This is a genomic window from Kitasatospora sp. NPDC101183 (genome assembly GCF_044767945.1).
Classification (GTDB): Bacteria; Actinomycetota; Actinomycetes; order Streptomycetales; family Streptomycetaceae; genus Kitasatospora.
In genome coordinates, this window is the sequence record NZ_JBIWOW010000034.1 from 43,301 (window position 1) to 62,509 (window position 19,209).

Consider the following 19,209-nt stretch of genomic DNA (forward strand, 5'->3'; position numbering starts at 1 on the left):
CGCCCGTTCCCCGGCCGGTGGCCCTCCGGCGGCGCAGATCGGGCGGAAACGACACCGCTCCGCGGGGCGCGCTGGACAGCGCGTCTCGCGGAGCGGAACGGACGGAAGGAACGGGAGGGACGGGAGGGAGCGGAGGTGGAGGAGGGGGCGGTCAGCCGAGCAGCTGGACGCCCTTGGCGTCGAAGGCCAGCCGGAGCCCGTCCTCGACCGGCGTCGCGCCGTCCTTGTCGGCCAGGTTCAGCCCGGCGGGCAGCGAGTCCAGGGTGACGCTCAGCGGCGCCGGCTCCTGGCCGGACGCCCCGGCGAGCGCCCCGGCCAGGCCGCTCAGCCTGAAGCCGTCCACCGTGATGGTGTTCCCCTTGCTGTGCACCGTGCCCTCGCCGACCGGGAGCGACCCCAGCGAGGCCTTCACCTTGCCCGGCCCTCCGTAGGAGAGGCTGAACCGGGAGGAGCCGCCGATCGGGACCTTGCCGGACACCAACTGGTTGGCCGGCGGCAGCAGTTGGGAGAGGTCGGCATAGCTGATCACCCCGCTGCCGGTGCCCCTGTCCACGGTGGCGCTGTTCAGCCCGTCGCTCACCTTGACGCCCGACAGCTTCGCCTGGAACGCGTGCAGCGCCACCTGCTGCCGGCCGTCGCCGACCGTCAGGCCGTCCGAGGAGATCCGGACGTCGTCCAGCTCCTTGGACAGCGCCTGGGTGAGGAACGGGAAGCCCTCGATCGTCACGTCCGGCTTCTGGTTCATCCGGCCGCTCTTCGCGATCCGGTCGGCGGCCTCGTCCTCGGCCACGCCCACCGCGATCCGGTCGGCCCCCACCAGCAGGCCGCCGAGCACCGCCAGGCCGATCGTCGCCTTCAGCCATCCGCGCACCGCTGTCCCCCGTCCTCGCCGCTCGCCGTTTCCTGGTCACCGGTGGCCCCGCGGTGGGGCCGAACCCGCACGCCCGTACGACGAACCGCCCCGGAACTTGGTTCCGAGGCGGTTCGTCGTACGGGCGGTGCTCCCGGCGGGTGTCAGGCCAGCAGATCGGTGGCGATCCAGATCAGCGGCGCGGCCACCGCCAGCGGCAGCGCCACGCCCGCCGTCATGTGCACGAAGCGGGACGGGAAGTCGTACGCGGCGACCCGGCGCCCGACCAGGGCGCCCACCCCGGCCAGCGCCCCCAGGGCGAGCGGCGCGCCGACCAGCAGGCCCAGCAGCACCGCCGCGGCCAGCCCCAGCACCGGGCCCAGCCACTTCGGGCCGGGCAGCGGCGCGGCGGCCAGCAGCGTCGCCAGCGCGACGGCGCCGACGCCGGCCGGCACCCAGTCGGCCAGCAGCAGCATGGTGCACAGCGCCGTCACCACCGTCGCCGAGCCGAGCACCGTCAGGGCGTAGAACCGCTCCTTCGGGTCGGAGGGACGGAAGGTCTGGAGGACCATCACCAGCAGGAAGAACCCGCCGAGGGTGCCCACCACGGCCGCCGCCGAGCCGTCCGAGCCGGACAGCAGCACGGCCGCGTCCGCCGTGAAGCCGGCCAGCGCGGCCAGGGCGATGCCCTGGCGGGCCGGCCACATGCCGTTGAGCCGGAACCACCCGGCGGCCGTCAGCGCCTGGAGCAGCACCACCACCAGGGCCAGCGGCACCTGGCCGAGGGCCGCGCCGCCGGCCAGCAGGGCCGCCGTGCCGGCGGTGATCAGCGCGGGCTGCAGGCCGGGGTCGATGATCGGCGAGCCGGTGCGGCCGCGCTGCTCCTGCGCGGCGGGCGGCGGGAGCGGCTGCTGGAACTGCTGTGACGGGACGCCCGGGTACGGCGGCCCGGCGGGTGCGGCGGGCCGCTTGAGCGTCATCGTCGGCGGGTCGAAGCCGGGCGCGGGCTGCTGCACGGGCGGGGGCACGGGCGCTGGCGCGGCGGCGGCCGGGGCCGCGTGCCGCCCCTGGGCCCGGGGCTGCTGCGGCTGCGGCTGCGGCTGCGGCTGCGGCTGGTACGCCTGCGACTGCGCCTGCTGATAAGCCTGCTGGTACGGCTGCTGCTGCGGAGCCTGCGGCGGCATCCCGCCCGGCACCACCGGCGGCAGCAGCGTGGTCGCCGCGGCGTCCTCCAGGGCCGGCACCGGAGGCAGCAGCGTCGTCGCGGCCTCGTCCACCGCGGGGACGGGCGGCAGCAGCGTGGTCGCCTCCTGGTCCGCCGGGTAGCCGTACGGCGGCTGGTGGCCGGGGCCCTGCGGGTGGCCCTGCTGCGGCCAGTGCCCGTAGCCGCCCTGATGCGGGTTGTTCATGTCCGTCACGTCCCTCAGCCTCCCGCGAACGGCGGAAGGACCTCGACCGTCCCGCCCTCGGTCAGGGCGACCAGACCGTGGTCGCGGCCGCCCACCTGCGCACCGTCGACCAGGTACGAGCAGTGCCCGAGCAGGCGCAGCAACGCCGGCCGGTCCGCGTGCCGCTCCCGGACGCCCGCCAGCGCCTGCGCCAGCGTCGCCGCCTCGTACGGCTCCTCGGCGAGCCCGGCCTCGGACTTCGCGGCCGCCCAGTAGCGGATCGTCCCGCGCACCCGGGCGCCGCCGTCGGCGGGCTCGGTGGTCGCGCCCATCGGGCCACCCCTTCTCGTCGTCCTCGCCCGGCCCGGGTGCCCCGGTCCGGATCGCCCCGGCGGCGGCCTCCGAAACCACCCGAAAGATGGACCCGGGCCGAGCCGCCGGTGCGCGTCCCATGATGGCGTGTCGGCCGCCACGAGCGGCAACCGCCCTGGCCGGGAGGGCCCCGATCGGCCCGCGAAGCCGTGACCAGGCTCACCCGCCGGGTGCCCGGATTGGGCGATGCGCCGGGTTCGGCACCTCCCGGGGCGGGCGGGGGTCGGCTATCCTCGACCACCAAGAGGGACCCGGGCAGAGTCGCCCCCGGGTCCTTTCGTGCTTACAGGACGCCAGTACGGACGTCCTTGCGATTCGTCGGCCCACCCCCGGCGCGCCGCAGGGACCGCCCGCCGCTCGCGGCACGACGACGTGCCCCGTCCGGCCGGGCGTCGCCACCGGGCGCCGGGCCGCCGCCCGGCACCGGACCAGACCGGAGGTTCGCGGGAATGAGCGGGGCAGAAACGGTGCGCCAGGGGTCGCGGCCCCCGGGGCGCGCACGCCACCGCGCCCCCGCCCCCGTCCGCGCCCCCGGTACGACTCGGCCGCCCGTCGTCCTCACCCTCACCCCAGCACGTGCGCCATCCGGCTGTGGCGGCAGCCCGACAGCGACCGCGACGACCCGGAAAGGGGACCACCGGGTATGAGTTCTCTGCTCCTCCTCACCAACGCCCTGCAACCCTCCGCCGAGGTGCTGCCCGCCCTCGGCCTGCTGCTCCACAACGTCCGGGTCGCCCCCGCCGAGGGCTCCGCCCTGGTGGACACCCCCAGCGCGGACGTCATCCTCGTCGACGGCCGACGCGACCTGCCGCAGATCCGCAGCCTGTGCCAGCTGCTGCGCTCCACCGGCATCGCCTGTCCGCTGATCCTCGTGGTCACCGAGGGCGGCCTGGCCGCCGTCACCGCCGAGTGGGGCATCGACGACGTCCTGCTGGACACCGCTGGCCCGGCCGAGGTCGAGGCCCGGCTGCGGCTCGCGCTCGGCCGCCTCCAGGTCGCCGTCGACGAGAGCCCGATGGAGATCCGCAACGGCGACCTCTCCGTGGACGAGGCCACCTACTCGGCCAAGCTCAAGGGCCGCGTGCTCGACCTCACCTTCAAGGAGTTCGAGCTCCTCAAGTACCTCGCCCAGCACCCCGGCCGGGTCTTCACCCGGGCGCAGCTGCTCCAGGAGGTCTGGGGCTACGACTACTTCGGCGGCACCCGGACGGTGGACGTCCACGTCCGACGGCTGCGCGCCAAGCTCGGCGTCGAGAACGAGCAGCTGATCGGCACGGTGCGCAACGTCGGCTACCGCTTCGTCGTCCCGGAGAAGCCCGACAAGGGCGAGCGCCCGGAGCCGGCCCAGCGCCGGACGGCGCCGCTGGAGGCCTGAACGGGCGGGGGAGAACCGTTCCCCCGCCCGGCTTGTCCGGTTCGTCCGCCACCCGCCCGGCCCCGCCCGGCCCCCGCCCCGGGAGGCGCAAGGGCCCCCTGCCCAGGCCGGGGCCACACGCGTAGACTCCCCCCGTGGCCAAAGTGACGCGCGACGACGTAGCCCGACTGGCTGGGACCTCGACCGCGGTCGTCAGCTACGTCATCAACAACGGGCCGCGCCCGGTCGCGCCCGCCACCCGGGAGAAGGTCCTCGCGGCCATCGACCAGCTCGGCTACCGGCCGAACAGCGTCGCCCAGGCGATGGCCTCCCGCCGCACCAACCTCATCGGCATGGTCGTCCCCGACGCCCGCCAGCCCTTCTTCGCCGAGATGGCTCACGCCGTGGAACGGGCCGCCTCCGAGCGCGGCAAGCTCGTGCTGATCGGCAACTCCGACTACGTGGACGACCGCGAGGTCCACTACGTCCGCGCCTTCCTCGGGATGCGCGTCTCCGGCCTGATCCTCGTCAGCCAGGGCCCCTCCCAGCGCGCCGCCGAGGAGTTCGCGGCGATGGAGGGCGCCAAGGTCGTCCTGCTGCACCGCCGCCCCGAGGCCATCGACGACGTCGCGGTGGTCACCGACGACGTGGCCGGTGCCGAAACGATCGTCCGGCACCTGCTGGAGGTGCACGGGCACCCGTACGTGGCCTGCTTCGGCGGCCCCGTCGAGTCCCCCGCCCCCGGGGACCCGGTCATCGACCACGTCGAGGGCTGGCAGCGCGCCATGGACGCGCACGGCGTCCCCACCGAGCCGCACCTGATCGACGCGCCCTTCCACCGCTACGGCGCCTACGACGTGGCCCTCGGCGTGCTGCGCTCCCCGGACCGGCCGCGGGCGATCTTCTGCTCCACCGACGACCAGGCCATCGGCGTCCTGCGCGCCGCCCGCGAGGTCGGTCTGCGGGTGCCCGAGGACCTCGCGGTGGCCGGCTTCGACGACGTGCCCGAGGCCGCCCTCGCCGACCCGCCGCTGACCACCGTCGCCTCCGACCGGGACGCGATGGCCCGCGCCGCCGTCGACCTCGTGCTGGACGACTCGCTGATGGTGCCCGGCTCGGACACCGAGCGGGTCCGCACCTTCCCGTCCCGCCTGGTCGTGCGACGTTCCTGCGGCTGCAACGGCCCCACCGGGGCGGAATAGCGGATTCCGCCCGAACGGCCGTCTGACCAGGCTTTATGAGAACCCAACGGGCTTCTCGGACCGTTCTGAGCCGCTTCTCATCCGCTCCTCATGCACCGGGCGGAGCTTGGTCGTCATGAGCGAACAGCAGCAGCCCGGCCACGAGCAGTCCGCACCGCAGCAGCCGTACGGGGAGCGCCCGCCGTACGACCCGTACGCGGCCCCGAACCCGTACGGCGGCCACGACCCCCGGGTCATCGAGGGCACCGTCCTCCACGGCGGCGCCGGCACCGACGGATTCGACGCCCCTCCCCCGCCGCCCGTACCGCCCGAGCCGCCGACCATCCTCGGCTACGGCCCCGAAGGCCCCCAGGGTCCGCAGGGCCCGTACGGCACGCAGAGCGGCCAGCCCGCCCACGGCGGCCGGGCCCGGCGCGGACTGCTGCGCGGCCGGCTCGCCCTGGTCACCGCCGTCGCCGCCGTCGCGGCCGTCCTCGGCGGCGTCACCGGCGGGCTCGTCACCGCCGACCGGCAGTCCCAGGACACCCGGGTGGGCACCGTCGCCAGCCCCGTCTCCGTCCGCTCGGACGGCACCGCCAACGTGCCCGCCATCGCCTCGGCCGTCTCGCCCAGCGTCGTCGAGATCACCGTCAAGAACTCCGCCGGCACCGCCACCGGCACCGGCGTGGTGCTCGACGGGAGCGGCCGCATCCTCACCAACTACCACGTGATCGCCACCGCCTCCGCCGGCGGCCGGATCACCGTCACCTTCCACGACGGCTCCACCGCCCAGGCCACCGTCACCGGCACCGACAAGTCCCTCGACGTCGCAGTGATCACCGCCACCGGCGCGAGCAACCTCGTCCCCGCCGTCCTCGGCGACTCCTCCGGCGTGGCCGTCGGCGACCCGGTCGTGGCCATCGGCAATCCGGACGGCCTCACCGGCACCGTCACCTCCGGCATCATCAGCGCCGAGAACCGCGACGTCACCGTCCAGCTCGACGAGGGCAGCACCAGCGGCAACGGCGGCTTCGGCCTCCCCTACCTGCCCGGCATCCCCGGCCTGCGCGGCAACACCCAGCAGCCCACCGGCGGCGACACCACCACCTACAAGGCCTTCCAGACCGACGCCGCCCTCAACCCCGGCAACTCCGGCGGCCCGCTGATCAACGCCAACGGCCAGGTCATCGCGATCAACTCGGCGATGTACGCGCCCGGCGGCTCCGGCTCCTCCGGCTCCAGCTCCGCCGGCAGCGTCGGCCTCGGCTTCGCCATCCCGATCGACGCCGTCAAGCAGGTCCTGCCGAAGATTCAGGCCGGCCAGAACCTGTGACCCGCCGTCCCCAGGACGGACAATTGCTCCCAGCAGGCTCCACCCGACGCGTACCGACGAGAAAGAGCAGCCGCCCATGACCCCGTCCGCCGACGACCGCACCCCCATCGAGCCCGGCCACCCCGGCGCCCGGCTCCTCGTGGTCGACGACGAACCCGCCCTCCGGGACGCCCTCGAGAGCAGCCTCGCCTTCGAGGGCTACGAGGTCGCCACCGCCACCGACGGCTACGAGGCGCTGGAGTCCGTCGAACGCGACCGGCCCGACCTCGTCCTGCTGGACATCATGATGCCCCGGATGGACGGCCTCACCGCCGTCCGCCGGATGCGCTCGCGCGGGGACACCGTCCCCGTCCTGATGCTCACCGCCCGCGACGCCGTGGGCGACCGCGTCACCGGCCTCGACGTCGGCGCCGACGACTACCTGGCCAAGCCCTTCGAGCTCGACGAACTCCTCGCCCGCGTCCGCGCCCTGCTGCGCCGCAACGCCCTGGCCACCGAGGCGGCCGCCCGCGCCGCCGCCGAGGAGGACAGCGAGGTGCTCGCCTTCGCCGACCTGAAGATGAACACCGCCACCCGCGAGGTCACCCGGGGCGGCAAGCCGGTCGAGCTCACCCGCACCGAGTTCATGCTGCTGGAGATGTTCCTCTCCCACCCCCGCCAGGTCCTCACCCGCGAGCAGATCCTCAAGGCGGTCTGGGGCTTCGACTTCGAGCCCTCCTCCAACTCCCTGGACGTGTACGTGATGTACCTGCGCCGCAAGACGGAGCAGGGCGGCATGAGCCGGCTCATCCAGACCGTGCGCGGCGTCGGCTACGCCCTGCGCCCGGTCACCACCGGCGGCACGACGACGTGAGCAAGGTCCCTCCCCCGCCACTCGCCCCGCCGCTCGTCGCACCGGGCCGCCGTGAGCGCACCCTGCACTGGCTGCGCTCCCGCTCCCTGCGCGGCCGGCTCACCTTCCTGAGCGCGGCGGCGGTGGCGGTGGCGATCGCACTGTCGGCGCTGGCGTGCTGGTTCATCGTCGAGAAGCAGCTGTACAACCAGGTCCGCGCGGACCTGGCGGACACACCGCTGGTCCCCAGGCTGCCGCCCCAGTCGACGGTCTGCGACGCCACCCCCGAGGGCGCTCTGACACGCGAGGGGAAGTCCCCGTCCGATGTCAGCGGGTCCGCCCTGCGGGATGTCCAGTTCGTCACGGCCAGGACGCACGAGGTCTGCCTGCCCGGGCACCCCAGGAGAGCGATCGTCGTCAACCCGGGCGACTCCCAGGCGTACCACCTCCCGCACGGCCGTGCGATCATCCGCGACGGCCACTACACCAACGGCGATCCGGCGGTCGTGCGCATCTCCGTCTACGGTGACCCCACGTTCGGCCCCGGGCTGATGATGGTCGCCACCCCCACCAAGTCCGTCGAGGACTCCCTCCAGGGCCTCGCCGTCCTCCTCGGCGCCGTCTCCGTCGGCGGCATCCTCCTCGCCGCCGTCGCCGGCCGCCTGGTGGCGCGCTCCTCGCTCAAGCCCGTCGACCAGCTCACCGACGCCGTCGAGCACATCGCCCGCACCGAGGAGGTCGGCACCACCATCCCGGTGCTCGGGGACGACGAGATCGCCCGGCTGTCCGACTCCTTCAACTCCATGAGCACCGCCCTCGCCAACTCCCGCGAGCGCCAGACCCGGCTGATCGCCGACGCCGGGCACGAACTGCGCACCCCGCTCACCTCGTTGCGCACCAACGTCGACCTGCTGATCCGCAGCGACGAGACCGGCCGCCCGCTGCCCCCGGCGACCAAGACCAAGCTGCTGGGCAACATGAAGGCCCAGATGCAGGAGCTCACCGTCCTGATCGGCGACCTGCTCCAGCTCTCCCGCCCCGACACCCCCAAGCCCGTGCGCCAGCACACCGTCGTCGCCCTGCACGAGATCACCGGGCGGGCGCTGGAGCGGGCCAAGCTGCGCGGGCCCGGGCTGGCCTTCGACACGGAGACCGAGCCCTGGTACGTCCGGGGCGACGCCGCCGCGCTGGAGCGGGCGGTGATCAACCTGCTGGACAACGCCGTCAAGTACAGCCCGCCCGGCGGCACCGTCGACGTCCGGCTGCACCAGGGCGTGCTGACCGTCCGCGACCACGGCCCCGGCATCCCGGCGGACGAACTCCCGTACGTCTTCGACCGGTTCTGGCGCTCGCCCTCCTCCCGGCAGCTGCCCGGATCGGGCCTGGGCCTGTCGATCGTGGCGCAGAGCGTCAAGGAGGCCGGCGGCGAGGTCGCCCTCGGCCCGGCCCCGGACGGCGGCCCCGGCACCCTCGCCACCCTCCGCCTGCCCGGCGGGCCCGCCCCCGAGTAGGGCACGGAAAAAGAAGGACGGGCGGGGCGCCCCGACAGCGCCCCGCCCGTCCCCCGCCGGCTCACGGTCAGTCGATGTCGCTGCCCGGGCCGATGACCTTGATCCGGTCCTGCGCCGGGGCCTTCAGCGGCGAGGCCGCCGAGGAGTGCGCGGACAGGTACGCGGTGAACACGTCCAGGTCCGAGGCGCCCACGAGCTTGTCGGTGCCCGCCGCGAAGGCCGGGAAGCCGTCGCCGCCGGCGGCCAGGAACTCGTTGGCCGCGACCCGGTACTTGGCGGCCGGGTCGATCGCCGCGCCGTTCAGGCGGACGGAGTCCACGAGCACCCGGTCGGCGCCGGTCTTGCGCATGTCCAGGGTGTAGTGGAGGTTCGAGGACACCTGGAGGATCTTCGGCGCCGCCGTGTTGGAGCCGCTCACCTGCTGCTGGAGCAGCTGGACGAGCTGGGCGCCGGTCAGCGTCTTGATCTGCATCATGTTGGTGAACGGCTGCACGGTGAACGCCTTGCCGTACGTCACCACCCCGTCGCCCTCGCTCCCGGCGGCCTTGTAGACCAGGTCCGCGCGGATGCCCCCGGGGTTCATGAACGCGACCTGCGCCCCGCCCTTGTCGGCCGCCGACAGCTGGTCCTGCTGCGCGTCGGCGATCACGTCGCCGAGCGGCTTCTCCAGGTCCGAGTTGCCGCGCCCGTTGATGTCCGAGGCGATGTACCCGACCGGGCGGTTGGCCAGCGGCGCCGCCAGCTTCTGGTAGTGGTCCACCAGCTGCGTCAGGTCCGGGGCCTTCTCGCCCGTGCGGCGCACCACGTGGTTCTCGGCCTTGACCGAGGGGCGCACGATCTCGCCCGTGGTCTTGTCCAGCTTCATGTTGATCTCGGTGAACAGCCGGCCGAACGAGGCGGCGCTGGTCACCGAACGCGGCACGCCGTTCGGGTCGGGGATCGTGCACGCGTACGCGTTGTGGGTGTGGCCGGTGACGATCGCGCCGACCGACGGGTCGATCTTCTTCGCGATGTCGACGATCGGGCCGGAGATGCCCTGACCGGCCGGGCCGCAGTCGTAGTTGTACGTGCTGCTGGCCGGGTACCCGCCCTCGTGGATCAGCGCGACGATCGAGTTGACGCCCTTGGAGCGGAGCTCGGCGGCGTACTTGTTGATCGTGCTGACCTCGTTGGCGAACTTCAGGCCCTTGACGCCCTCGGCGGTCACGATGTTCGGCGTGCCCTCCAGGGTGACGCCGATGAAGCCGACCTTCACGCCCTGGGACTTGGTCACCCAGTACGGGGGCAGCAGGGTCTTGCCGGACTTCTCGTCGGTCACGTTGGCCGACAGGTAGTTGAAGTTGGCGCCCTTGAAGGTGCGGCCGTCCTCGTAGCAGCCGTCCTTCGGGTGGCAGCCGCCGTCCTGCTTGCGCAGCAGCTCCGCCGAACCCTGGTCGAACTCGTGGTTGCCCACGGAGGAGACGTCCAGGCCGAGCATGTCCATCGCCTCGATGGTCGGCTCGTCGTGGAACAGCGCGGAGGTCAGCGGGCTGGCACCGACCAGGTCGCCGGCCGCGACGGTGATCGAGTCGTCGGCCGGGATGCGGGCCTCGCGCAGCGCCGAGGCCAGGTACTCCACGCCGCCGGCCGGGGTCGAGACGACCTGGCCGGTGGCCGGGTCGACCTCCTTGATCGTGCCGGACGAACCGGCCGGGGGCTCCAGGTTGCCGTGGAAGTCGTTGATCGCCAGCAGCTGGAGGTTGACGGTCTTGTGGGGGCGCTTGGCACCGGCGTCGGCGGCCTGCGCGGCCGTCGGCACGACCACCGTGCCGAACAGACCTGCGGCGGCGACGACGGCGAGCGCCGCGCGTCGGGATCTGACGGAGAGCATGAAGGGTCCTCTGCACCTCGGAGGAGCACCGGCCGTACGGACCGGGCCGGGCTCTCAAGCGATGTGTTGCGTCCGTGCAGCCTAGGGTCAACGCGCGTAGCTGTCAGGAGGTCGAACACGACGAAAAGATGTCCCGCTGACGAACCGTCGTCGTCGCCCGGGTGCGCGACCGGTGTGCGACCGGTACGAACGGCCCCGGATCAGACCCCCGGTTCGGCCGCCAACTGCCGCTCCGCACGCGTCCTTTCGGCCACCGCGTCCTCGGTCATCGCCCGGTCCGTGTACACCAGCGGCCGCTCGGTCTCGGTGATGATGTGTTTCACCACCTGCACGTTGCCGTTCACGTCCCACACCGCGATGCCCGGCGACAGGGTCGGGATGATCTCCACCGCCCAGCGCGGCAGGCCCAGCACCCGGCCGGTGGCTCTCGCCTCCTCGGCCTTCTGCATGTAGATCGTCCGGGTCGAGGCCATCTTGAGGATCGCCGAGGCCTCCCTGGCCGCCGCGCCGTCCACCACGTCCGACAGGTGGTGGACCACCGCCACGAAGGACAGGCCCAGCCGCCGCCCGAACTTCAGCAGGCGCTGGAACAGCTGCGCCACGAACGGGCTGTTGATGATGTGCCAGGCCTCCTCCACCAGGAAGATGCGCTTCTTGCGGTCCGGCCTGATCCAGGTGTGCTCCAGCCACACCCCGACGATCGCCATCAGGATCGGCATCGCGATCGAGTTGCGGTCGATGTGCGACAGGTCGAAGACGATCAGCGGCGCGTCCAGGTCGATGCCGTCGGTGGTCGGCCCGTCGAACATGCCCCGGAGGTCGCCGTCCACCAGCCGGTCCAGCACCAGCGCCACGTCCAGGCCCCAGGACTGCACCTCGTCCACCGCCACGCCCAGCGACTCCACCGAGGACAGGTCGGGGCTGCGCAGCGTGTCGATGATGTCGTCCAGCACCGGCTGGCGGTCCGTCACCGAGGCCGCCACGTGCGCGTGCGCGGCCTTCAGCGCGAAGCCCGCCCGCTCCTCCAGCCCGCGCCCCATCGCCACCTCGACGATGGTGCGCAGCAGCGACAGCTGGCCGGTCTGGGTGATCGCCGGATCCAGCGGGTTCAGCTTCACCCCGCCGTCCCGGGCCGCCATCGGGTCCAGCCGGATCGACTTTATGCCCAGCGCGTTGGCGATCAGGTTCCACTCGCCCACGCCGTCCTCGCCCTGCGCGTCCAGCACCACGACCTGCCGGTCGCGGAACCTCAACTGCCGCAGCACGTACGTCTTCTCCAGCGCGGACTTGCCGTTGCCGGACTCCCCCAGCACCAGCCAGTGCGGCGCCGGGAGCTGCTGCCCGTACAGCTGGAACGGGTCGTAGACGTACCCCTTCCCGCTGTACACCTCACGACCGATGATCACCCCGGAGTCGCCCAGCCCCGGTGCGGCGGTGGGCAGGTAGACCGCCTGCGCCTGCCCGGTGGAGGTGCGCACCGGCAACCTGGTGGTCTCCACCTTGCCGAACAACAGGCTGGTGAACGACTCGGTGATGTTGCCGAGCGCCATGGGCGGCCTCCAGGTGACAGCGGAACGGGGTCGTGCGGGCCGGTCGTACGGTGCTAGCGGCGGATGCCGGTCGCGAACGGCAGGGTGTTGACGAAGGCCCGGTGGTGCTCGCGGTCGCACCACTCCAGCTTGAGGTAGCTCTTGCCCGCCGACGCCCGGATCGTCCGCTTGTCCCGGGCCAGCGCCTCGGGGCTGCGCGAGGAGACCGTGATGTAGCCGACCAGGTTCACCCCGGCCGCGCCCGAGGCCAGGTCGTCACCGCGCTGGTCCACCCGGCCCGTGTGCGCCAGGTCCCGCGGGTCCACCGTGCGGTTCATCTTCGCCGCACGGCTGGCCTCGGCCTCGTCGTTGGTCTTCTCCGTCAGCATCCGCTCGATCGCGACGTCCGTGGGTTCCAGGTCCATCGTCACCGCCACCGTCCGGATCACGTCCGGCGTGTGCACCAGCAGCGGCGCCAGGAAGTTGACGCCCACCGGGGTCAGCGGCCACTCCTTCACCCAGGCCGTCGCGTGGCACCACGGGTCCCGCGTCACCGACTCCCGGGTCTTCGCCTGCAGGTACTGCGGGTGCGTCGCGTCCAGCTCCGCCGGCCAGGCGTTGCGCCGCGACATCGCCTGGATGTGGTCGATCGGGTGGTCCGGGTCGTACATCGAGTGCAGCAGCGAGGACAGCCGCGCCTGGCCCAGCGGCTGGCGCACCCGGATGTCCGCCTCCGCCAGCCGGGCGCAGATGTCGGTCAGCTCGCGCGCCATCACCGCCGCCAGCCCGTCGTCGTCCCGCGACCGCCCGCTCCCCGAACGCCGCTCGTAGGCGCTGCGGCCCATCGCGTGCGCCTCCGCGGCCAGGTCACGGGTGTAGTGCATGCACGCCACCAGGTACGCCCGGTGCTGCTCCGAGGAGGTCGACACCATCGACTGCAACTGGTCGTACGACTCCTGCAGCCAGCGCGGCGCCTGCGAGTCGCCTCGCCGCTCCACGTCCTTCGCGTGCGCGTCCGGGTCAGCCGGCAGCGTCCGCGCCAGGATCTGCAGCCGCGTCACGAAGCCGTCCCCGTTGGCGACGTGCTTCAGCAGCGTCCCGAACCGGTCGACCAGCGCCTCCTGGTCCTCCGAGTCGCGCAGGCCCACGCCCGGGCCCTCGATCTCGATCGCCGCCGTCACCGTCCGCCGCTCCAGGTGCATCAGCACCCCGACCTCGTCCGGCCCGAACGGCGCCGTCAGCCAGCGCAGCCGCCCCACCCCCGGCGGCGGGCCGACCTCCACCTCCCGGCCGTCCATCCTGGTCCCGGCGTCCATCACGTCCGAACGCCACAGGCCCCGCCCGCTGCGCACCGTCCGCCGGTACGTCCGGTTGATCTCCACCCACTTGTAGAACGTCCGCTTGCGGTACGGCACGTACACGGCCGCGATCGCCAGCATCGGGAAGCCCACCAGACCGGCGATCCGCAGCGGGAGGATCGGCATCAGCAGGCCCCAGACCATGCCGATGAACGCCCCGAAGATGACCAGCACGATCTCCCCGGACTCCCGGTTCCGGCCGATCGGCGCGTTCGGGCGGGCCTTGCCGATCAGGTAGGTGCGGCGCTGGTGCACGTACGGCTGGGCGTACTGGGCCCCGTACTGGCCGAGCGGTTCGCTGCTCACTTACCCGTCACCCTCCCTTCGCTGGATTGCTGTCACGGATCGGAACCGAGCCCTGCGGAGGCCCTCCCTGCGGTGGCGGCGCCGGCGTCCGGCCGGCGTGCGCGGCGATGCCCGGCGCGACCGAACCGCCCCCGGCACCCCCGCCGCCGCCGACGCCCTGCGGGCCCCGGTCCCCGTGGGTGGAGATGCCCTGCTTCATCAGGTTCGCGGTGCCGTTGATCATCGCCGACCCGGCCTGCACCGCGCTCGCCCGGGCGTGCCGCATGTTCATGATCTCGTCGCCGAACCCCGGCACGAACCGGTACACCGCGGCGCTCGCGAAGATCGACAGGAACAGGATCGCCAGCCCGGACAGCACCCGCGAGAACGTGTCGTCCGCCCCGCTGCCGCCGGCCACCGCGCCCGCCAGGCCCAGGATGATCACGATGATCGGCTTCGCCAGGTCCACCGCCACCATCACCCCCGCCCACCGGCGCACGTGCTTCCACATCTGCTTGTCCACCAGCCCCGCGTACACCGCCGTACCCAGCAGCGCGCCCACGTACAGCATCGCCGCCCGGATCAGCAGCTCGATCCACAGCACCGCCGCCGCCAGCACCGCCACCAGCGACACCAGCACCAGGATCAGCGGGCCTCCGCCCACGTCCCCCTTCTCCAACGTGTCCGCGAACCCGCCCAGGTACGTCCCGGTGTCCGACTTCGTCCCCACCGCGATCGCCTTGGTCAGCCCGTCCGTCACGCTCACGACCGTGTACAGGATCAACGGCGTGAACGCCGAGGCCACCACCGTCAGCCACAGGAACCCGATCGCCTCCGTGAACGCCGTCGTCAACGGCGCCCCGCGCACGGCCCGCTTCGTCACCGCCAGCAGCCACAGCACCAGCGTGATCACCGTCGACACGGCGAACACCACGGCGTACTGCTGCAGGAACGACGCATTGGTGAAGTCCACCTTCGTCGTCCCGTCGATCGCCCCCGACAGGTTCCGCACCACCCACGCCGCGGCCTGCGCACACCCCTTGGCCAGCGAACCCAACGGGTCGGTGACGCCACTGCCGATGTTGCCGGGGAGCGAGGTTCCTCCCGGCGGGGCGCAGTAGACGTCGTTCCCGGGCAGGGGGATGCCGGGACAACTCGTGTTACTGGTTCCAGGGGTGGGGGTCGGCGACGGCGCCGCCAGGGCCCGCTGCGTCGAGAGCACGACCGAGAGGGCGCCGAACATCGCCGTTCCGGCCACTCGACCCATGACCCGTCGCACGGCGCCCGAGTTACCGTCAGCGGGCATAGCGGAAGCCTCCGAACCTATCGACGGCACCAGTCATCTCCTCGGCGGTCGCGGCCTGCTGGTCCGGCGGAACGGGCGCCGGGCCCGACGCGCGGCTGTAGTCGGTGAGTTTCCAGTCCGATCCGGTCCACCGCAGACTGAGGGTGAGCGTGAACCACTCCTCGGAGACCGGCTTGATCGACCGCTCTCCGGCCACCCCGTACAGGCCCGTGCACCACACGTCGACCTTCGCGCTCTCCGCGCTGTAGCCGTTGCTCTTGGCCCCGACCGGGATCGTCCGCATGACGAAGGTCATTCCCACAGGAGCCCTCCCCTGTGCGTCGAGACCGAACCTGGCGGCCGTCTCCGGAGTGAACCCCTGGTCCAGCCGGCTCTGCAGCCCCTGCGCCGCGCCCGGGTCGGCGATGGTGCCGACGATGGTGTGCCGGCTGTCCGTGCGGAACATGTCCGCGGAGCCCAGCGCCACCGCGTAGTTGACGGCTGCCGACTGGGAGCCCTGGTCGGTGTGCGGGAAGCCGGAGGCGATGCCGTTGACGGTGGTGCCGACCGGCTGGTCGCCGCTGGGTGCCGGGCCGGCGCCGGCCGGGGCGGTGGGGGCGGCGCGGTCGGCGGAGTGGCCGGCGCCGCCGGGGTCGGGCTTGCCGCGGTTGGCGATGGAGATGGCGACCACGAGCAGCGTGACGACGACGAGCACCGCCAGCAGGGTCCGCAGCGGCCGCGACTGACGCAGGCTCGGCTGGGGGGAGGGCTGTTCGCCGACCGGCAGCCGCGTACGGGTGTGCGGCTGGTCGTCGGACAACGGCACGGCGGCCCTCCTGGTGCGGGGAGCCGGGCGGCTCCGGGGGTCCTCCGCCCCGGGGCGGGCGCGGACGGAGGGGCGGTTACGGGGTGGGGGTTCCCGGCGAACGGCGGGACGGGCCGCTCTCGGGGGTACTCACGGGACTCGCTGGAGGGTGCACGGAGGAACAGGAGCAACGACCTGTCGGATCGTCAGACCGCCATACCGTAGACAATGGTGAACAGAGTGCCGAGCGATCCGATGATGAACACGCCGGTCAGGCCGGCGACGATCAGCCCCTTGCCCTGTTCGGCCCCGAAGCTGTCGCGCAACGCGGTCGCGCCGATCCGCTGTTTGGCCGCACCCCAGGCAGCGATGCCCAGGCAGATGATGATGGCCAGGGCCATGATCACCTCGACCATCACCCGGGCCTCCGACCCGAGGCTCGCGAACGGCCCCCAGTCCGGGGCGATCCCGCCGATGATGGTGTCGATGTTCGGCTTCTTCGGCGGGTCCTCGGCCAGGTGGCCGACCGCATTGGTGTGCACGCTGCTCAGGTTCATATCCATCTCACCGCCCGATCAGGCAAATTCAAGGGCCCGGACCCCGCCCGCGCGAAGGGTCGGTGCCTATTCTTGGCCAGATCTGATGTCGACTTGGCTACTTCTCGCGGATTGGTCGTGAGGTCTCGGACACGTACGCGAGGATGTCCACCGTACGAAGGATAGCGCTCACTCTTTGTATCTCTGATGATTGCGGTGAGCAACGCCTTCCGGGACACTTCGACTGACGATTCGTCGGGATGGTGCTGATGGTACTCCGGAAGGGCGGTAAGACCGCCGCTGCAGCGGGAGTTGTTGCTCTCGGCTTCCTCGGTCTGGTGACGATCGGGACGTTTGCGGCGAGTGGGACACCACAACAATCGGCGAATCGTTCCGCCCTCTCCCCGGGAACGGTCCCCGCCGTCTACCAGGACGCGATCCAGAAGTGGGGATCGCTCTGTCCCGAGATCTCCCCGCCGATGCTCGCGGCGCAGCTGTACCAGGAAAGCGGTTTCGACCCGAAGGCCCGCTCCGGGGTCGGCGCGCAGGGATTGGCGCAGTTCATGCCGGACACCTGGGCGACGTACGGGACGGACGGCGACGGGGACGGCAAGAAGGACGTCTGGAACCCGTACGACGCGATCGCCTCGGCGGCGGTCTACGACTGCGCGCTCGCCAAGGACGTCGCGAACGTCCCGGGCGACCGCCAGGCGAACATGCTGGCCGCCTACAACGCCGGCCCGTACGCCGTGACGCGGAACAACGGCATCCCGCCGTACAAGGAGACCCAAGGGTACGTGCGCAACATCCAGGCCATGGCCCGGAGTTTCACCGCGCCGACCGCGCCGGTGGAGGTGTCCGCGCAGTCGGCGGGCGCGATCTACTTCGCGCAGACCAAGCTCAACACGCTGTACCTGTGGGGCGGTGAGGGCCTGGCCTCGCAGGGGGGCCGGTTCGACTGCTCCGGGCTGACGAGGGCCGCGTACGAGTCCGTGGGCATCAAGCTGCCCCGGGTGGCGAACGACCAGTGGTACGCCGGGCCGCACCCGTCGCGGGATCAGCTGCGGCCGGGGGACCTGGTGTTCTTCGCGACGGACCTGAGCGATCCGCGCAGCATCCACCACGTCGGGATCTACGTCGGCGGCGGCTACATGATCAACGCCCCGCACACCAACGCCGTGATCCGCTACGACAGGATCGACACCCGGGAGTACATCGGCGCGACCCGGGTCACCTCGGACGGTGCCCAGGCGCTGCCGTCCCGCGCCGACGGCGGCAACGGCGCGGTCAACGCCCCCAGCCGCCCGGGCGGCACCGCTCCGACGCCCTCCCCCACGACAGCCACGACGGCCCCGACCACCCCGACCACCACCCCGACCACCGCCCCGACCACCGCCCCGGCCGCGGCCCCCGCCGCGGCCCTGGCACCGGCCACGACGGCCGCTCCCCGCGGCTGAGACACGGGCGCACCTGTGTGCGCCCTGTGGACGCTGAGTCAAGTTTCCATAACCGCGCGTTTCCGTGGAACGCTGGGCCCCGGCGATGACGTTGGGTCCGGTGGCCCCTCGTCAGGATCTCCGTGCCGGGTGGGACCGGCCGGAACGGACAGGTGCAGCGGACCAGAAGGAGGTACGGCGTGTCGACGCCGCTTGCCGACACGACCAACCCCGACCTCGGCCTGCTCCACGCCGTCAACGGGCTGGCCAAGCACGCCCCCCGGTGGCTGGACCACCTGGTCTCGTGGATCGGCGAGTACGGCATCCTGATCGGCCTGGCCGCCCTCGGCCTGACGGCCTGGCTGCAGGCCAGACGCCGCCCGGACGCGCCGGTGGCGGTGGCCGGGCTCCTGTGGGTGCCGCTGTCGGTGGCGATCGCCGAGCTGGCCAACCTGCCGATCGCCGCGATCGTCGACCGCCCGCGCCCGTTCGTCGACCACCCCGACCTGCTGGTGCTGGTGGAGGGCAAGGCCGGCACGCACTCCTTCGTCAGCGACCACTCGACCATGACCATGGGCGTCGCGGTGGCCCTGTTCCTGGTGAACCGCAGACTCGGCTGGATCGCCGGGGGCCTGGCCCTGCTCCAGGGCTTCTGCCGGATGTTCATGGGCGTCCACTACCCGACCGACGTGATCGGCGGCTTCGCGCTGGCCGTGGCCGTGGTGCTGCTGCTGGCGCCGATCGCCATGGCGGTGCTGGTGCCGTTCTGCCACGCGCTGACCCGTACGGCCCTCGCCCCGCTCGTGCGGGCGCCCGAGCGTGCCGCGAAGGCCTCGCGCGGGGCGGCTCAGCGCGGACGGCGGCGCGGCCGTCCGGTGCGCTCCGAGGACCAGCCGCCGGAGTCCGACCTCGCCGCCTGAGGCCGCACCGGCTGAGGCCTCACCGTCCGAGGCCTCACCGCCCGGAGCGAGGAGCTCAGTCGACCTCCCCGCCGCCGGACTCGGCCAGGTGGCCGTCCCCCTCCCGGCGGGCCAGGTCGCGGGACCGGCGGGCCGGGGCGTACCAGCCGCAGGTGCAGGAGGCGAAGGCGAAGGAGCCGCGTTCGCTGATCTCGACGCGGTGATCGGGCATCCGGGCGGTGCCGGGCGCGGCCGGCAGCTCACTGTGCACGTCGTTCACCGTAACGCGTCGGCGGCCCCCGGCGCGACGCACTCGGTGAGGTCCGGCCCGTAACCCTTCGCCTCTCAACTCGTTTGCCCGGAAAGAGCTCTGCCCCTTCGGTGC

At 72.6% G+C, this 19,209-nt stretch carries 16 protein-coding genes and 1 pseudogene; 7 read left to right on the plus strand and 10 right to left on the minus strand.

Annotated elements, in window-relative coordinates:
• Nucleotides 1–151 precede the first annotated feature (151 nt).
• The 3 genes from ACIRRS_RS33860 to ACIRRS_RS33870 all read right to left on the minus strand — a co-directional run bounded on the left by ACIRRS_RS33860 (nt 152) and on the right by ACIRRS_RS33870 (nt 2,570).
• Nucleotides 152–871, minus strand: coding sequence for a DUF2993 domain-containing protein (locus tag ACIRRS_RS33860; protein ID WP_402979269.1), 720 nt, complete (start codon nt 869–871; stop codon nt 152–154).
• Nucleotides 872–1,014: 143 nt separating this feature from the next.
• Nucleotides 1,015–2,259 carry a hypothetical protein gene (locus ACIRRS_RS33865; protein WP_402979272.1) on the minus strand — a complete coding sequence of 415 codons (1,245 nt, stop codon included), beginning with the start codon at nt 2,257–2,259 and terminating at the stop codon, nt 1,015–1,017.
• A gap of 14 nt (nt 2,260–2,273) precedes the next feature.
• A complete protein-coding gene (locus tag ACIRRS_RS33870; protein ID WP_402979275.1) occupies nt 2,274–2,570 on the minus strand; it encodes a MoaD/ThiS family protein in 297 nt (98 codons plus the stop codon).
• Nucleotides 2,571–3,253: 683 nt separating this feature from the next.
• Between ACIRRS_RS33870 and ACIRRS_RS33875 the strand changes: the two genes are divergently transcribed.
• The 5 genes from ACIRRS_RS33875 to ACIRRS_RS33895 all read left to right on the plus strand — a co-directional run bounded on the left by ACIRRS_RS33875 (nt 3,254) and on the right by ACIRRS_RS33895 (nt 8,821).
• Entirely contained in the window at nt 3,254–3,985 is a 732-nt protein-coding gene (locus ACIRRS_RS33875) for a response regulator transcription factor (RefSeq protein ID WP_402979278.1), read from the plus strand.
• A gap of 134 nt (nt 3,986–4,119) precedes the next feature.
• Entirely contained in the window at nt 4,120–5,166 is a 1,047-nt protein-coding gene (locus ACIRRS_RS33880) for a LacI family DNA-binding transcriptional regulator (RefSeq protein WP_402979281.1), read from the plus strand.
• Between the two features lie 115 nt (nt 5,167–5,281).
• On the plus strand, nt 5,282–6,478 hold the full coding sequence (locus ACIRRS_RS33885) for a S1C family serine protease (protein ID WP_402979284.1): 1,197 nt from the start codon (nt 5,282–5,284) through the stop codon (nt 6,476–6,478).
• Nucleotides 6,479–6,554: 76 nt separating this feature from the next.
• Nucleotides 6,555–7,331 (plus strand): response regulator transcription factor, encoded by a 777-nt coding sequence (locus ACIRRS_RS33890; RefSeq protein WP_402979287.1) that lies wholly within the window; start codon nt 6,555–6,557, stop codon nt 7,329–7,331.
• Complete coding sequence (locus tag ACIRRS_RS33895) at nt 7,328–8,821, plus strand: sensor histidine kinase (RefSeq protein WP_402979290.1); 1,494 nt, start codon at nt 7,328–7,330, stop codon at nt 8,819–8,821. The genes ACIRRS_RS33890 and ACIRRS_RS33895 overlap by 4 nt, the downstream gene beginning before the upstream one ends.
• A gap of 67 nt (nt 8,822–8,888) precedes the next feature.
• On the opposite strand, the gene ACIRRS_RS33900 is transcribed toward ACIRRS_RS33895, so the two are convergent.
• From ACIRRS_RS33900 to ACIRRS_RS33925, 6 genes are all read right to left on the minus strand, one after another.
• On the minus strand, nt 8,889–10,691 hold the full coding sequence (locus ACIRRS_RS33900; protein ID WP_402979293.1) for a bifunctional metallophosphatase/5'-nucleotidase: 1,803 nt from the start codon (nt 10,689–10,691) through the stop codon (nt 8,889–8,891).
• 200 nt (nt 10,692–10,891) lie between these two features.
• Nucleotides 10,892–12,241 carry an ATP-binding protein gene (locus ACIRRS_RS33905; protein WP_402979296.1) on the minus strand — a complete coding sequence of 450 codons (1,350 nt, stop codon included), beginning with the start codon at nt 12,239–12,241 and terminating at the stop codon, nt 10,892–10,894.
• A gap of 53 nt (nt 12,242–12,294) precedes the next feature.
• On the minus strand, nt 12,295–13,884 hold the full coding sequence (locus tag ACIRRS_RS33910; RefSeq protein ID WP_402979299.1) for an SCO6880 family protein: 1,590 nt from the start codon (nt 13,882–13,884) through the stop codon (nt 12,295–12,297).
• Between the two features lie 7 nt (nt 13,885–13,891).
• A complete protein-coding gene (locus ACIRRS_RS33915) occupies nt 13,892–15,130 on the minus strand; it encodes a hypothetical protein (RefSeq protein WP_402979349.1) in 1,239 nt (412 codons plus the stop codon).
• 28 nt (nt 15,131–15,158) lie between these two features.
• On the minus strand, nt 15,159–15,974 hold the full coding sequence (locus ACIRRS_RS33920; RefSeq protein WP_402979302.1) for a hypothetical protein: 816 nt from the start codon (nt 15,972–15,974) through the stop codon (nt 15,159–15,161).
• A 185-nt stretch (nt 15,975–16,159) separates the two neighbouring features.
• Nucleotides 16,160–16,510 (minus strand): hypothetical protein, encoded by a 351-nt coding sequence (locus ACIRRS_RS33925; protein WP_402979305.1) that lies wholly within the window; start codon nt 16,508–16,510, stop codon nt 16,160–16,162.
• Nucleotides 16,511–16,758: 248 nt separating this feature from the next.
• Between ACIRRS_RS33925 and ACIRRS_RS33930 the strand changes: the two are divergent.
• Both ACIRRS_RS33930 and ACIRRS_RS33935 read left to right on the plus strand, forming a co-directional pair.
• Nucleotides 16,759–17,748 (plus strand): annotated as a pseudogene (locus tag ACIRRS_RS33930) (NlpC/P60 family protein); the annotation flags it as partial.
• A 377-nt stretch (nt 17,749–18,125) separates the two neighbouring features.
• Complete coding sequence (locus ACIRRS_RS33935) at nt 18,126–18,845, plus strand: phosphatase PAP2 family protein (RefSeq protein WP_402979308.1); 720 nt, start codon at nt 18,126–18,128, stop codon at nt 18,843–18,845.
• A gap of 55 nt (nt 18,846–18,900) precedes the next feature.
• Here the strand turns inward: ACIRRS_RS33935 and ACIRRS_RS33940 are convergent, their stop codons facing one another.
• Nucleotides 18,901–19,095, minus strand: coding sequence for a hypothetical protein (locus ACIRRS_RS33940; protein WP_402979311.1), 195 nt, complete (start codon nt 19,093–19,095; stop codon nt 18,901–18,903).
• Nucleotides 19,096–19,209 lie beyond the last annotated feature (114 nt).

Bases quoted from the DNA above. Each gene is read 5' to 3' on its own strand.
- ACIRRS_RS33870 (WP_402979275.1), bottom strand. From the start codon at position 2,570: ATGGGCGCGACCACCGAGCCCGCCGACGGCGGCGCCCGGGTGCGCGGG.
- ACIRRS_RS33905 (WP_402979296.1), bottom strand. From the start codon at position 12,241: ATGGCGCTCGGCAACATCACCGAGTCGTTCACCAGCCTGTTGTTCGGC.
- ACIRRS_RS33915 (WP_402979349.1), bottom strand. From the start codon at position 15,130: ATGGGTCGAGTGGCCGGAACGGCGATGTTCGGCGCCCTCTCGGTCGTG.
- ACIRRS_RS33865 (WP_402979272.1), bottom strand. From the start codon at position 2,259: ATGAACAACCCGCATCAGGGCGGCTACGGGCACTGGCCGCAGCAGGGC.
- ACIRRS_RS33885 (WP_402979284.1), top strand. From the start codon at position 5,282: ATGAGCGAACAGCAGCAGCCCGGCCACGAGCAGTCCGCACCGCAGCAG.
- ACIRRS_RS33890 (WP_402979287.1), top strand. From the start codon at position 6,555: ATGACCCCGTCCGCCGACGACCGCACCCCCATCGAGCCCGGCCACCCC.
- ACIRRS_RS33875 (WP_402979278.1), top strand. From the start codon at position 3,254: ATGAGTTCTCTGCTCCTCCTCACCAACGCCCTGCAACCCTCCGCCGAG.
- ACIRRS_RS33900 (WP_402979293.1), bottom strand. From the start codon at position 10,691: ATGCTCTCCGTCAGATCCCGACGCGCGGCGCTCGCCGTCGTCGCCGCC.
- ACIRRS_RS33925 (WP_402979305.1), bottom strand. From the start codon at position 16,510: ATGAACCTGAGCAGCGTGCACACCAATGCGGTCGGCCACCTGGCCGAG.